The following is a 15,552-nucleotide window of genomic DNA, read 5'->3' as shown; positions in this document are numbered from 1 at the left end:
AGCTCTCAAAACGAAAAAAGACTATATATACTATATAGTCTCAACTTAATACTCTGAAAACTGCAAACATTTATCACATTAGTCATTTTAATTTTAGCAACCGGAATCTTCGATTCGGTTGGCGATATAAAAATCTTTAGATTTTTATTTTTTTGGTCAAGTCCTCGACCTATTAGTATCGATAAGCTAAATACATTACTGCACTTACACCTTCGACCTATCAACCAGGTAGTCTTCCTGGGGTCTTACCCTTACGGTGGGAAATCTTATCTTGAAGTTGGCTTCGCGCTTAGATGCTTTCAGCGCTTATCCATTCCGTACATAGCTACCCAGCCATGCCCTTGGCAGAACAACTGGTACACCAGAGGTACGTCCATCCCGGTCCTCTCGTACTAAGGACAGGTCTCCTCAAATTTCCTACGCCTGCGACGGATAGGGACCGAACTGTCTCACGACGTTCTGAACCCAGCTCGCGTACCACTTTAATGGGCGAACAGCCCAACCCTTGGGACCTACTACAGCCCCAGGATGTGATGAGCCGACATCGAGGTGCCAAACCTCCCCGTCGATGTGGACTCTTGGGGGAGATAAGCCTGTTATCCCCAGGGTAGCTTTTATCCGTTGAGCGATGGCCCTTCCATGCGGAACCACCGGATCACTAAGTCCGACTTTCGTCCTTGCTCGACCTGTATGTCTTGCAATCAAGCTCTCTTTTGCCTTTACACTCTTCGTACGATTTCCGACCGTACTGAGAGAACCTTTGAGCGCCTCCGTTACTCTTTGGGAGGCGACCGCCCCAGTCAAACTGCCCACCTGACGGTGTCCCAAGACCTGATTCAAGGCCTCTGGTTAGGATCCCAGTACTACAAGGGTGGTATCCCAAGGATGACTCCACACAAACTGGCGTTCATGCTTCAAAGTCTCCCACCTATCCTGTACATGTAGTACCAAGACCCAACGTCAAGCTACAGTAAAGCTCCATGGGGTCTTTCCGTCCTGTCGCAGGTACCCGGCATCTTCACCGGGATTACAATTTCACCGAGTCTATTGTTGAGACAGTGCCCAAATCGTTACGCCTTTCGTGCGGGTCGGAACTTACCCGACAAGGAATTTCGCTACCTTAGGACCGTTATAGTTACGGCCGCCGTTTACTGGGGCTTAAGTTCACTGCTTCGATTGCTCTAACAGATCCCCTTAACCTTCCAGCACCGGGCAGGCGTCAGCTCCTATACATCGTCTTGCGACTTAGCAGAAACCTGTGTTTTTGGTAAACAGTCGCTTGGGCCTATTCTCTGCGGCCATCCAAAGGATGGCACCCCTTCTCCCTAAGTTACGGGGTCATTTTGCCGAGTTCCTTAACAATAGTTCTCTCGCTGGCCTTAGGATACTCTCCTCACCCACCTGTGTCGGTTTGAGGTACGGGCGCCTTTAAACTCGATAGAGACTTTTCTTGACAGTGTGAAATCAGCTACTTCGCTACTAAATTTCGCTCCCCATCGTACCCCAGCATTATCAAGACGGATTTGCCTATCTTGACTGCCTCAGTACTTAGCCACACATAACCAACAGTGTGGTTAGCTTATCCTACTGTGTCATCCCATTTCTCAAGCGTTTATTGGCGGTACAGGAATATCAACCTGTTGTCCATCACCTACGCCTTTCGGCCTCGGCTTAGGTCCCGACTAACCCAGGGCGGACGAACCTTCCCCTGGAAACCTTGGGTTTACGGCCCGTGGGATTCTCACCCACGTCTCGCTACTCATGCCAACATTCTCACTCGTATACTGTCCACGCGTCCTTACGGTCACGCTTCAGCCTGCATACGAAGCTCCCCTACCCATCATAATGATGCCGTAGCTTCGGTAGTACGTTTTAGCCCCGGAAATTTTCGGCGCAGGATCACTCGACCAGTGAGCTATTACGCACTCTTTAAATGAGTGGCTGCTTCTAAGCCAACATCCTGGTTGTCTGTGCAATCCCACATCCTTTACCACTTAACGTACATTTAGGGACCTTAGCTGACGATCTGGGCTGTTGCCCTTTCGACTATGAATCTTATCACCCACAGTCTGACTCCCAAGTATAAGAATACGGCATTCGGAGTTTGATAGTCTTCGGTAAGTGCAATACCCCCTAGGACATTCAGTGCTCTACCTCCGCTTCTCTCAACCTTGAGGCTAGCCCTAAAGCTATTTCGGGGAGAACCAGCTATCTCCGGGCTCGATTGGAATTTCACCGCTATCCACAAGTCATCCCCGAGCTTTTCAACGCTCGTGGGTTCGGTCCTCCACGAAATTTTACTTTCGCTTCAACCTGCTCATGGATAGGTCGCCCGGTTTCGGGTCTACGTCAAGTAACTTAAGCGCCCATTTAAGACTCGCTTTCGCTACGGCTCCGCACCTTAAGTGCTTAACCTTGCTACTTAACGTAACTCGTTGGCCCGTTCTACAAAAAGTACGCGGTCACACAAATAATGTGCTCCCACAGCTTGTAAGTGCAGGGTTTCAGGTTCTATTTCACTCCCCTCCCGGGGTTCTTTTCACCTTTCCCTCACGGTACTATGCGCTATCGGTCACTAGGTAGTATTTAGGCTTGGAGGATGGTCCCTCCTGCTTCCCACAGGGTTTCACGTGTCCCGTGGTACTCTGGATCATATCTAAAGAATTATCGTTTCAAATACAGGGCTATTACCTTCTATGGCGGAGCTTTCCAACTCTCTTCACTTACGATGACCTCTTCGTTTATGATATGTCCGCAACCCCAACGAAGAAAACTTCATTGGTTTGGCCTGTTCCGCGTTCGCTCGCCGCTACTTACGGAATCGAATTTCTTTCTTTTCCTCCGGGTACTTAGATGTTTCAGTTCCCCGGGTTCCCCTCGCTAAGCTATGTATTCACTTAACGATACTTAGACATTACTCTAAGTGAGTTTCCTCATTCGGAAATCTTCGGATCAAAGTTTACGTGCAACTCCCCGAAGCTTATCGCAGCTTATCGCGTCCTTCATCGGCTCCTAGTGCCAAGGCATCCGCCCTGCACCCTTAATAACTTGACCAGTTATTAAAGTGTTTCGTCAACGAACAAACTTCGTATTCACTCAGTTTATTACGTTACTCAAAGTTGATATTTTAATGACTTATCGTGTCGTTGATATTTTTAGAAGTTATCTTCTTCATATATATAAAATGATGTCATATCACTAAATGTTATGCAGTTTTCAAAGTACTAATTTTGAAGGAATGAACCCTCAAAATTAAACAGTAGGCAATTCTCCTTAGAAAGGAGGTGATCCAGCCGCACCTTCCGATACGGCTACCTTGTTACGACTTCACCCCAGTTATTGATTTCACCTTCGACGGCCGCTTCCAAAAGGTTAGCAAACCGGCTTCGGGCGCCCCCAACTTCCGTGGTGTGACGGGCGGTGTGTACAAGACCCGGGAACGCATTCACCGCAGCATTCTGATCTGCGATTACTAGTAACTCCAGCTTCATGTAGGCGAGTTTCAGCCTACAATCCGAACTGAGAATGGCTTTAAGGGATTAGCTCCGCCTCACGACTTGGCTGCCCTCTGTACCACCCATTGTAGCACGTGTGTAGCCCTAAGCATAAGGGGCATGATGATTTGACGTCATCCCCACCTTCCTCCAGGTTATCCCTGGCAGTCCCTCTAGAGTGCCCAACTTAATGCTGGCAACTAAAGGCAAGGGTTGCGCTCGTTGCGGGACTTAACCCAACATCTCACGACACGAGCTGACGACAACCATGCACCACCTGTCACTTCTGTCCCCGAAGGGAAATCTCCGATTAGGGAGAGGTCAAAAGGATGTCAAGCTTAGGTAAGGTTCTTCGCGTTGCTTCGAATTAAACCACATGCTCCGCTACTTGTGCGGGTCCCCGTCAATTCCTTTGAGTTTCACTCTTGCGAGCGTACTTCCCAGGCGGAGTACTTAATGCGTTAGCTGCGCCACCGAAGGGGGTAACCTCCGACAGCTAGTACTCATCGTTTACGGCGTGGACTACCAGGGTATCTAATCCTGTTTGCTCCCCACGCTTTCGTGCCTCAGTGTCAGTTACAGTCCAGAGAGCCGCCTTCGCAACTGGTATTCCTCCTAATATCTACGCATTTCACCGCTACACTAGGAATTCTACTCTCCTCTCCTGCACTCAAGTTTCTCAGTTTCAAAGGCTTACTACGGTTGAGCCGTAGCCTTTCACCTCTGACTTAAGAAACCACCTACGCACCCTTTACGCCCAGTAATTCCGGATAACGCTAGCCCCCTACGTATTACCGCGGCTGCTGGCACGTAGTTAGCCGGGGCTTCCTCCTCAAGTACCGTCATTATCTTCCTTGAGGACAGAGCTTTACGACCCGAAGGCCTTCATCGCTCACGCGGCGTTGCTGCATCAGGCTTTCGCCCATTGTGCAATATTCCCCACTGCTGCCTCCCGTAGGAGTTTGGACCGTGTCTCAGTTCCAATGTGGCCGATCACCCTCTCAGGTCGGCTACTGATCGTCGCCTTGGTAAGCCGTTACCTTACCAACTAGCTAATCAGACGCGGGTCCATCCTGTACCGATAAATCTTTGATAAGAAAGCCATGCGACTCTCTCATGTTATCCCGTATTAGCATACCTTTCGGTATGTTATCCGTGTGTACAGGGCAGGTTACCCACGCGTTACTCACCCGTCCGCCGCTCTTTCCCGAAGGAAATCGCTCGACTTGCATGTGTTAGGCACGCCGCCAGCGTTCATCCTGAGCCAGGATCAAACTCTTAAATATAAGTTTTGACTTGGGCTCAGATACTGTTATATATCTGGCTTTGTTTGGTTGTTTCAAATTCTATAAATTAACCTACTGTTTAATTTTCAAAGTTCATTTGTTTGTCTCTCTCGAGCACATTTATTATATTATCATCTTGGTTCAACAAGGTCAACTCTTTTTTTACATTTTTTTAATTTATTTTAAATTTAAAATTCATTATAATCTTATTTTATATTATGTAATTGGCCCTATACCTATATTCTATCTCAAATTTTATCAATAAGATTTTATTTATATATTTCCTAAATTTGTATAGATACAAAATATTGGTCAATAAAATATAACATAAGTATTATATCTAAGGAGATGAAAAGTATGCATAAAAAATTAATTTCTTTTTCAATATTATGTCTAATATCTATTTCTTTAACTGGTTGTAGCCCCTTAAAAAACAGTTATATTGATAATAAAACTAATAATATAAAAGAATCTACTAAAGATTCTATAGCTATAAATGATAAATCCGTGGTAAATAGTATCGATACTTCTAATTTAGATAACACTAAAATAAGTTGGTTCTTCGTTCCTAATGATGAACATAAAACTCCAACTGTTAATACTGACCTTAAATTCAATCTAAATGATTATAATGCAGTTTATAATGGTCCAACTAGTAAAAAATCAAAAACTTTATACCTAACATTTGATGAAGGCTATGAAAATGGATATACTCCGAAAATATTAGATGTATTAAAAGAAAAAAATGAAAAAGCAGTTTTCTTCGTTACATCACACTACATAAAAACTAATCCTGATTTAGTTAAACGAATGGCTGATGAAGGACATATAGTTGGAAACCATACTATGAGTCACCCATCTCTACCTGATAGAGCTAATGATACAAATATGTTTAATAATGAATTTAAAGATGTTGAAAATAGATACAAAAAAGTTACCGGTAAGGAAATGGTTAAATTATTTAGACCTCCTATGGGTCAATATTCTCAAAAGAGTTTAGCTATGACTAAGAATTTAGGTTATACTTCTGTCTTTTGGAGTTTTGCTTATCATGATTGGGATCCCAATGAACAACCAAACAATAACGATGCTATTAAAAAAATAATGAACCATTTACACGATGGTTCTATACTATTATTACATGCAGTTTCAAAAACAAATACTGAAATCTTAGGAGATTTTATTGATAAAGCAAAATGTGAAGGATATAAATTTCAATTGTTAGATCCAAAATAAAAGATGGTGGGCATAATGTCCATCATCTTTTTTAATTAATTTTAAATAATCAATATAGCAACTATCGTTGTCACTACTAAACCTACAATTACAGGTATAAAGTTTCTCTTGGCTAACTCAATAGGGCTAACTCCGCAAATTGCTGCTGCTGATACTAAAGCCCAAGGAACTAAACATCCTCCTCCTACCCATATTGCTGCTATTTGACCTAGAGCTGTAAGTGCTCCTGTATTACAATTTATAGCACTTCCAAATACTCCTGCTAAAGAACCAGCTAATGACATTCCTGAAAATCCTGAACCATCAAGACCTGTTATAGCACCTACCACAGTTTCTATACCTGCTACTGCTATTTTATTAAGAGGAACTGATTGTGCTAGAGCTAAACCTATATCTGATAGCAACCCTTGAGATCCTCCTGGAAGTACATCCCCTAGTACTGATGTTAAGGGTGCTACTTCTCCCATATAGAAAAATGCTGCTATTGGAACTATTACAGCAAATATTTTCATACCAAACATAAATCCATCAGTTACATGATCACAGACTTTATCAAATCCTTTTTTTCCATTTTCTAATAAATCTATTATTATTAATAAAAATACTGCTGTTCCACCTAATAATGCAGATGCATCTCCTCCTTTAAGGTCAAATTTATACATACATACTATATCTAAAATAAACCCTATTGCTACTATAAGTGTTGATACTTTAGCTTTAGTGCTGAATTCTTTAATTTCTTCATATTTTACATCTGATATTTCATCTTTAAACATTCCTTTTTTAATATCTCTTCTTAACATATAAAATGATACAGATACTGTTACCATAGACATTACCCAATAAAGTATCATACCATCATTTATAACAGAAGATACTGGTATTCCTGCTGCTCCAGCTGTTATACTAGGTGCTCCCTGTATTATAAAGTCTGTTGATAAAGCAATACCATGACCAAATAAATTAAGTGCAATTGCTACTCCAATTGCTGGTAGACCAGCATTTACCGCTATTGGTAGAAAAATTGCCCCAACTAAAGCTACTGCTGGTGATGGCCAGAAAAACCATGAAAGAAGTAACATAACTATACCTGTTACAAAAAATGCTGTTGTTGAGTTTTTGATAATTTTAGAGAAAGGTTTGACCATATAGTTAATTGAATGATTTTCCTCTAACGCTTTAGATAATGCAACCATAATCGCTATAATTAAAATTATAGGACCTAGCTCATTTAATGATACTATAAAAGAACTAAATACTGCTCCCACTGCACCTACTATGCTTTTTTTATAAAATAACCCTAAACAAAATACCCCCAAAGCACATGGAACTATAATGTCTTTTTTCATAATCATTATGATTAATATCGCTACCATAAATAAAATATAGATATAATGAGCCCCTGTCAAAACCATATTTATGTCCCCTTTTTAATTGTGATATTAACTATTATATGAACTCAAAAATAAAGTTGTTAATAAAAGTTTATTATTTAGGGAAAATAATACATATAATGAAATACATATTTTATTAAATTTGATATAATCTTTATATTATAAAATATTATAGATTTTATTTGGAGGTTTATAGGTATGGAATATAATCAAAACTATAAAAAAGACATACTTCGATTAGCGTTATTTATAGGGGAGCTTATGCTTTCTAGTGGGGCAGAAACATATAGAGTTGAAGACAGTCTTCTTAGGATTTGTAGATCTAGGGGGTTTAATCATGTTAACGTTTTTACAGCGCCTACAGTTATAATTATTTCGGACGATAGATTTGACGGTTTTACTTTTATGAAAACAATAAAAAATAGATCTATAAATCTAAATAGAATTTCCTTGCTTAATGACTTTTCTAGAGAGTTTGTAAGTAATACAGACTTAACAGTTGAGCAAGCTCTTGTAAGGTTAAAAAAACTAGATCAATCTTACTCATATCCTCCATACATAGTTAACTGTGCTACGGGATTCGCTTCAGCTAGTTTCGCATTTTTACTTGGTGGAAATAATATCCCAACATTTTTATTTACTTTTATAACATCTATATTGGCTATAATTGTTTTTAATAAAATGATGAAAATTAGTTCCATATCTACATTTTCAAGTTTAGTTGCATCTATTGTAATAGCATCTGCTGGAGCTTTGCTTACTCAAGTTGGTTTTTTAGCTACTCCTAAAATGCTTATAGTTGGTTCTATTATGCCACTACTTCCCGGGGTAGCATTTATAAAAGGTATTCGTGATTTAATTTCTGGTGATTTAATATCAGGAGTATCTCGTGCCTTTGATGCAGGTATGACTGCTATTGCTATTGCATCTGGAGTTGGGCTTATACTTGATTTATGGATTAGAATAGGAGGTGCTTTTTAATGACTGATATGCCAATTTTTATGCATTTTATATTTTCGTTTTTTGCTACAGTAGGATTTTCAATTTTTCTTAATGCACCAAAATCTGCCCTTTTACCAGCTGGTGTAACTGGTGCTATTGGATGGACTTTATACTTTGTATTAGTTGATGTAACTTCTAATGCAATATTTGCTAACTTTATAGCCGCTGCTGTTGTTTCTCTACTTAGTGAAATATTAGCTAGAAAATTAAAGCATCCTGCTATTTTATTCGTAATTCCAGGTATTATACCATTGGTTCCAGGTCTTGGAATGTATAATACTATGCTTTATTTAGTTCAAAATCACTTTGATTTAGCAATGTCTACAGGTGCGGATACTTTATTTATAAGTGGAGCTATTGCGCTAGGAGTATTAATTATAACTTCACTTTCTAAAACATTGACTATATTACAATTAAAACAAAAAGCTGCTAAATAGCAGCTTTTTTTCTATTGTTCAATATTTTTATCTACAGCTTGTTTTAACTTCTCACCCTTTTGATGACTTATTACATTTTCATTTACCATGTTATCTATAACTTCATCTCTTTTTTTCTTCATTTCAGTGTTTCTTTTTTCTTCTAGTTTTTTATTATACTCATCTATCTTTTTTATATCCTCATCATTTAAAACACCTGAGTCTTTAAGTTCTCTTATACTTTTTTCAAATACAACCTTACCTCTTCTATGGTGTTTTGGGCATTGTTTAATACTTTCTGTAGTATTAGTTTTAGAACTTTCTTCATTTTCTATAGTACTAGCATTTACTATTTGGAAATTTGATGATCCTATCATTAAAGTCATAAGCATTGCTAATCCTACATATTTTTTTAATCTCATAGTCTTTCCTCCTAAAATTTTTTATCTCATATATATCATTCCACTTAACCTTAATTTAACCTTAACTTTGTAAATTTATTTTTTATACTAAAAAAAGACTTCTTAAATTTAAGAAGTCTTTTTTATTAAGTTAGTATTTTTGTAATTGTTGGTATAAAATCTTTGCTATCTTTAAATTTCTTATCATTTTTGTTTAAAACTATATAACAAATAAATGTAGTTAAAAAACCTACTATAGCGCTTATCATCTCTATATTAGATTTAGCACCTAATGATTCTAGTATAAAATATGTTCCTATTGTTCCTATAAGAAGTCCCATAAGAGGTATTAAATATACAAAAGCAGTTGCTTTTAATACTTTTACATTATCCATATTTACTTCTACATGATCTCCAATCTTTGCCCCTATAGCATTTTCTACCTCAACTAATATGTCTTTCTTTTCTGAACTTGTTACACATTTTCCGCATGATGCACACGCTGAGTGTCTTTGCATTTTTAATTTTGCAGTTTTTTCATCAACAATTTCTATAATATATCCCTGTTGATTCATTTATACATTCCCCCTATTTAGTAAACTTATCTATAGTATACATAAGCTCATTTATCATATTCTCTGTATCTTCACAATCTCCTTGCTTTATACTTTCAGATACACATCCCTTTATATGATTCTCTAATATTATAGTACCAACTTTATTTATAGCAGATCTTATAGCAGATATTTGGACTAATATATCTACACAATATCTTTCTTCGTCTAACATTTTTTGAATTCCTTTTACTTGTCCTTCTATTCTTTTAAGTCTTTTCATAAGAGCTTCTTTATCATTAGTTTTTGCTAAATTTTTTTCTTCCATTTTACTACCTCTCCTCTTAATTATAATTATATTATAACTTATTTTTGGAAATACTTGCATAGTAGATATAATTTGTTTTAGACAGTTATAAATTTCTCTTATTATGTGAATTATATTATTAATAATTATTTTATTAAAGGAGATTATATAATGAATTTACAGTCTAAAAATAATGCAAAGCAAGCTTTAAGTAGTTTAAAAATGGAAATAGCTAATGAATTAGGTTACAATTACGATTCTATGAATGATAAAGTAGAAAGTAATGCTCCACAAGGAACATTAGAAGGAGCTGCTCAAAATGTATTAGCAGGGGAAAATTTCGGTGGAATGATGACTAGATCTTTAGTACAAAAAGGCGAAGAAATATTAATGAATCAATATAATTCTCAAAATAAATAATACTATATAAAAATTAGATAATTTAATCCAAGTATAGAATAACTTATTTATAATATTCTAATATGAAAAGCCACTTATTTTTATAAGTGGCTTTTTTAACTAATCTATTTAGATTTATTCTCTAAAATATGCCTTGAATTAAACTTTATCAAGTCACTTTATTTTTTCGTTTAGATTCTACTAATAAAAATAGCATTATAAATACTATTGATATTGCAATTGCTGATAATAAACTCATACTAATATCTATAGCACTATCATTCATAACTACTCCTCTAAAAGCTGAGTTTACCCAAGTAAGTGGTGATATCATAGCAATCTTACCCGCAATTTTTGGCATAAATTCAATTGGTAAAAATCCACCACTTAAAAGTGATACTGGTGTAACTACCATAGATAATATGACATAATACGTTTCAGAATTATTAGATACTGATACTATAAGAAGTGCTATTGATATTCCAACCAATGATAGTACAAATGATAATATTATCATCCAACCAAAATTTACATTAATATCTTTATTAAATAAATAAAACGTAGAGCAAAGTGTTAAGCTTTGTAATATTAATAGTAAAAAACACCCTAATATATGCCCTAACATATATTGTACTTTACTAATCTTTGATACTAATATTCTTTTATCAATTTTCATATCTCTTTCTTTTATTATTGGACTAAGAGACTTTCCGGCAATAAATAAAAATATCATACAGAAAAATCCAAACATCAATATATAAGGTACTGCTTCAGATAAACTACTTCTTTCATTACTGAAAGTATATTTTTCATTTTCATACTTTTCAAAGTTACTAATTATTTCTTCACTACTATCTCCAAGTGATAAAACTTTAGATATTGAACTATTTATAGTACTTAATACTAATTCTTTATCTCGTTCATTTTCACTAGATATTACTTCTATTAAATTTTCTTCATTATTTTTAATACTATTAAGTATATTATCACTATCTATTATTATTCCTACTGATATTTCTTCATTTCTAACCATATCCTTAACTTCTTTAGGTGAGTTTATATTTATAACATTTTTAAATTTATCTTTAGGTATTATTTTTTCATAAATTTCACCGTTATCTTTAGTATAAATACCGATAATATTTTTATCATAAGCATTACCATCTGAATCATTCATAAACATAGTAAAAAATAAATTTATAGCTATTGGAAAAATTATTATTAATAAAAACCAACTTTTCATTACACTTTTTAAGTTATGCTTTAATATAATTAAAATATTTTTCATATTACTTCACCACTTTTCTTTTTAATATAAATATAGCTATTGCTACAAGTACAACTACAAAAAACATAGTTAATATTGTAGCTGAACCTATATTAGAGTAAATATTTGAATCTACTAATTTAAGCATTGATTCACTTAGTAATGTAAATGGATTAAGTTTTAATATTTTACTTACATTATTATCAAACATATTAGGTATAAATTTTCCAGAACTTAATGCTAATACTGTAACTATACATGATACAATATTATCTCCTTGAATTCTCTTTTTAGCTATTGCTGATACGAATATTCCTATACTAACTGCAAATAAACTTAATAAAGCCATTAGATAAATCAAACCAAATATATTTATAGTAGTTATTTTTACCCCGTATATAATTGATATCATTAAAAGTGTTATAACTCCTTGTGTGAATATAGCAATAAATGACCCAATTACTTCCATTATTAATAGTTTTGATATCTTTATTGGAGATGATAATGCTCTTTCTCCTATATTTTCCTTAATATAAAATGTATTTTTAAATGCATATATACTCGCTGTAAGAGTTGCCATTTGTAGCATTATAACTGCAAAATACGCTTTATAGTCCCTATATTCATTAGAATTTGATTCTGATTTTAAAACTGTTTCTTTTATTATACTTTCATTTACCTCTTTATTTTTATTTGCTATCTCATTTATAGTTATTTGATTGAAAAATTCTTCTGTAATATTTTGAACAATACTCTCACTTACCCTTAGTTTTTTGCTTCCAAGGATCTTTACACTTTTATTTTTTTCATCTATTTTTATACCTAAGTCTTCACTTTCAGAATCTGAATTTAGACTGTGAACAATTTTTATATCTTTATTATTTTTTTCAAAGTTATCTATAAATTCTATATAAGATTTAGTTAATGAACTTTTTTCATCTGCAATAATATTAATATTTACAGTTTCTACTTTACTTTCAGATCCGAACATCATAGAAAATATATATGGTAATATTAAAACTAAAAATATCGTAGTAAGTATTATACTTTTATCTCTTAAGCTTCTTTTTATTGTAGATATTATTATATTCATACTCATCACCCCTAATCTCTAAGTTTTCTTCCTGTAAGATTTAGGAATACATCTTCTAAAGTTATAACCTTACTTTTTATATCAAGTATTTTTATATATCTTGATGATAAATAAAGTATAAATTCATTTAGTGAATTTTTTTCTCTATCTATATTTATATAAATTTTATTTTCCTTAAATTCAACACTATCAATTCCTTTTATACTTGATAATTCTTTTTCATCAATGTTTGTTATATCATTTACTAAAACTTCAAATTTATTTTTGTTACTTATTATAGACTTTAGGCTATCCTTACTTCCTTTAGCTATTACTTTTCCTTTATCAATTATTGCTATGTTGTTACATAATGCTTCAACCTCTTCCATATAATGAGTAGTATAAATTATTGTACATCCATTTGAGTTTAGTATTTTTATAGATTTCATTATGTGATTTCTAGATTGGGGATCTATACCAACAGTTGGCTCATCTAGTATTAATATTTCAGGTGCATGTACTATTCCACAAGCTATATTTAATCTTCTTTTCATCCCTCCAGAAAAGGTCTTACTTAGCTTTTTACTTTCTTCTAGCCCTACAAATTCTAAAGCTTTAAGTGATTTTTCTTTTAGCTCTTTGCCTCTTAATCCATATAATGAACCAAAAAACATTACATTTTCAAGTGCTGTCATATCTTCAAATATTGCTAAGTCTTGAGGTACTATTCCTAATTTTCCTTTTACTTCTGAGTCATTTTTCTTTACTTCTTTATCGCATATTTTTATACTTCCTCTATCTTTATCTAAAATATTAGTTAATATATTTATAGTAGTGCTCTTTCCAGCTCCATTTGGACCTAATAATCCAAATATATCACCTTTTTCTATAGTTAAGTTTAAGTTTTCTAAAGCTATAAAATCCCCAAAGCTTTTATATAATCTATTTATCTCAATATATTTCATAATCTACCTCCATTTTTTTATATTTTAATTATATGGAAATTTTATCTAATCCTTAAGTACATATAGTCATAAGTTATCTATGACTTTAGTCATAAATTTAATATTCGTTTCGCTCATATGGCTAAAGTAGCTATTCAATACGTTTATCAAATTCAATAGTTGAAGATTATATTTATCCATAAAATATAATCTTCTTATATAAAAAAGCTATGAATAAATAATTTATTCATAGCTTTTCATAGTTAACTTTATTTTACTGGATTAATACTTAGATAATCATTACTTACATATCCATATGAACTTTCAAACTTGATCTTAACCCATCCTGTTGAGAACATCTCTACTTGTTCTACTCTATCTCCATATAAAAGTCTTCCAATTATAGCATCTCCCGTTGATGGACCTTTTCTAACATTTAATCCACCTGTAGCATTTACATATTTTATTTTTACATTTTCATTATTCTCTTCTGGTGCTTTACTCGTTAAATAAGATCCACTAACATAGCCTACACCATTATTAAACTTTATTTTAACCCATCCAGTATTATACTTTTCTAATACTTCTACTTTATCACCTTTGTGTAATTCACCTATTTTGTTAGATGTTATTATAGCTTTTTCCCTTACATTTAAAGGTTGTCCTTCATCTACGTTAGTTACATACATTATATTTGACTCATTAGGTTTATTGTTATTTGATTGCAGTGATTTTAATTCATTAAATGCACTTTCATTCCCACCGCTACCTACTTGAGTTATTATATTTGCACTTTTGTTTGTAAATAAAGTTTTTTGTGAAGTACTTAAGCTATTTCCAACTATAAGAACTGGAGAATTTTCCTTAGCTGCTAAAACACCAACAGCTAGTGCATCTATAAGTTGGTCTTCTCTATTCATACCGTTCTTTGCCACAAATACATTATTTAATTTGTCAGAAGTATAAAATTTATTTATTACTTTTGCATTAGTTTCATTTCTATTTGAACCGCCTAATCTTTCTGCATTAGGTACTTTATTTTCTATTTGTTGTGATACTGCACTAGTTGATCCTATTATATAAGATTTTTTTATATCAGCATCTTTTATAAATCCTTCAAAGTCTGATATTCCCTTATTAGGTGATGCCGGCAATATAACCATTCCTTTAGATGCTGCTGTTGAAGCTATACTTACTGCATCTGATAATCCTTTATATCCATTTACTACTGCAATTTCAGATACATCTTTTATTTTATTAACTTCATTAGCTATTTTAAGTGCTGTATCGTGTCTATTTGATCCACCAATTCTATTTGTTGTAATACCCATAGATTTTAATTGATTTACTACATTATCTGATATCACTCCTGTTGAACCTATTATATGTACTTTGCTAGCACCTAAATTTTTTAAAGCTTCTTTTGTAGTATTATTTAAAGAATCTTTACCTGTTAATAATATTGGCGCATCTATTAGCTTAGCAAAAGGTGTAACAGATAATGCATCTACTATAGAACTACTATTTACTATTACTACTTGATTTGCTTTACTCCAACCTTTTTTACTAACTTCTACTGCTGTTGAATACCTGTTAGCCCCTACTAACTTATTTTCAATAGCATAACTTTCAATTTCATTTGCGTGTGCTTTTGGCATTACCGATAAAAATAAAGCTATTGATAATACAGATGTTACTAATTTTGACCTTTTCATAATATTTCTCCCCCTCGTTTATTTCTAAATCTTATATAAACAATTATATAGAATTTATGTAAGAT

Annotated in this window: 12 protein-coding genes and 2 rRNA genes; 4 read left to right on the top strand and 10 right to left on the bottom strand. The window is 34.0% G+C overall.

What is annotated here, in order from left to right; all coding sequences use genetic code 11:
- Positions 1-152: 152 nt before the first annotated feature.
- Both JNUCC81_RS02775 and JNUCC81_RS02770 read right to left on the bottom strand, forming a co-directional pair.
- A 23S ribosomal RNA gene (locus tag JNUCC81_RS02775) occupies positions 153-3,054 on the bottom strand.
- A 223-nt stretch (positions 3,055-3,277) separates the two neighbouring features.
- Positions 3,278-4,780, bottom strand: a 16S ribosomal RNA gene (locus JNUCC81_RS02770).
- The 16S and 23S rRNA genes sit together here, the layout of an rRNA operon.
- Before the next feature lie 357 nt (positions 4,781-5,137).
- On the opposite strand from JNUCC81_RS02770, the gene pdaA reads away from it, so the two are divergent.
- Complete coding sequence (gene pdaA / locus JNUCC81_RS02765) at positions 5,138-6,016, top strand: delta-lactam-biosynthetic de-N-acetylase (RefSeq protein WP_454095206.1); 879 nt, start codon at positions 5,138-5,140, stop codon at positions 6,014-6,016.
- Positions 6,017-6,057: 41 nt separating this feature from the next.
- On the opposite strand, the gene JNUCC81_RS02760 is transcribed toward pdaA, so the two are convergent.
- Positions 6,058-7,431, bottom strand: a complete 1,374-nt coding sequence (locus JNUCC81_RS02760; RefSeq protein ID WP_454095205.1) for a hypothetical protein — start codon at positions 7,429-7,431, stop codon at positions 6,058-6,060.
- Between the two features lie 177 nt (positions 7,432-7,608).
- Here JNUCC81_RS02760 and JNUCC81_RS02755 point away from each other — a divergent pair, with 177 nt between their 5' ends.
- Both JNUCC81_RS02755 and JNUCC81_RS02750 read left to right on the top strand, forming a co-directional pair.
- Positions 7,609-8,391 (top strand): threonine/serine exporter family protein, encoded by a 783-nt coding sequence (locus tag JNUCC81_RS02755; RefSeq protein ID WP_454095204.1) that lies wholly within the window; start codon positions 7,609-7,611, stop codon positions 8,389-8,391.
- A complete protein-coding gene (locus tag JNUCC81_RS02750) occupies positions 8,391-8,849 on the top strand; it encodes a threonine/serine exporter family protein (protein ID WP_454095203.1) in 459 nt (152 codons plus the stop codon). Before JNUCC81_RS02755 ends, JNUCC81_RS02750 begins: the two co-directional genes overlap by 1 nt.
- An 11-nt stretch (positions 8,850-8,860) precedes the next feature.
- On the opposite strand, the gene JNUCC81_RS02745 is transcribed toward JNUCC81_RS02750, so the two are convergent.
- The 3 genes from JNUCC81_RS02745 to JNUCC81_RS02735 form a co-directional block, all read right to left on the bottom strand.
- Positions 8,861-9,250, bottom strand: coding sequence for a hypothetical protein (locus JNUCC81_RS02745; protein ID WP_454095202.1), 390 nt, complete (start codon positions 9,248-9,250; stop codon positions 8,861-8,863).
- A gap of 125 nt (positions 9,251-9,375) precedes the next feature.
- Positions 9,376-9,804: a SoxR reducing system RseC family protein gene (locus tag JNUCC81_RS02740; protein WP_454095201.1), complete on the bottom strand. Its 429-nt coding sequence runs from the start codon at positions 9,802-9,804 to the stop codon at positions 9,376-9,378.
- Between the two features lie 13 nt (positions 9,805-9,817).
- A complete protein-coding gene (locus JNUCC81_RS02735; RefSeq protein WP_208331845.1) occupies positions 9,818-10,111 on the bottom strand; it encodes a metal-sensitive transcriptional regulator in 294 nt (97 codons plus the stop codon).
- Between the two features lie 150 nt (positions 10,112-10,261).
- Here JNUCC81_RS02735 and JNUCC81_RS02730 point away from each other — a divergent pair, with 150 nt between their 5' ends.
- Entirely contained in the window at positions 10,262-10,510 is a 249-nt protein-coding gene (locus tag JNUCC81_RS02730; protein ID WP_208331844.1) for a small, acid-soluble spore protein, alpha/beta type, read from the top strand.
- A 148-nt stretch (positions 10,511-10,658) separates the two neighbouring features.
- On the opposite strand, the gene JNUCC81_RS02725 is transcribed toward JNUCC81_RS02730, so the two are convergent.
- The 4 genes from JNUCC81_RS02725 to JNUCC81_RS02710 all read right to left on the bottom strand — a co-directional run bounded on the left by JNUCC81_RS02725 (position 10,659) and on the right by JNUCC81_RS02710 (position 15,487).
- Positions 10,659-11,777, bottom strand: coding sequence for an ABC transporter permease (locus JNUCC81_RS02725; protein WP_454095200.1), 1,119 nt, complete (start codon positions 11,775-11,777; stop codon positions 10,659-10,661).
- Between the two features lies 1 nt (position 11,778).
- Positions 11,779-12,849: an ABC transporter permease gene (locus JNUCC81_RS02720; protein WP_454095199.1), complete on the bottom strand. Its 1,071-nt coding sequence runs from the start codon at positions 12,847-12,849 to the stop codon at positions 11,779-11,781.
- Between the two features lie 11 nt (positions 12,850-12,860).
- Complete coding sequence (locus tag JNUCC81_RS02715; protein ID WP_454095198.1) at positions 12,861-13,793, bottom strand: ABC transporter ATP-binding protein; 933 nt, start codon at positions 13,791-13,793, stop codon at positions 12,861-12,863.
- 248 nt (positions 13,794-14,041) lie between these two features.
- Positions 14,042-15,487, bottom strand: a complete 1,446-nt coding sequence (locus JNUCC81_RS02710) for a cell wall-binding repeat-containing protein (protein WP_454095197.1) — start codon at positions 15,485-15,487, stop codon at positions 14,042-14,044.
- Positions 15,488-15,552: the final 65 nt, after the last annotated feature.

The sequence above is a fragment of the Faecalimicrobium sp. JNUCC 81 genome (assembly GCF_053667625.1).
Note: the sequence above shows the minus strand (reverse complement) of the source record. Positions and strands in the feature narration are given on the sequence as shown.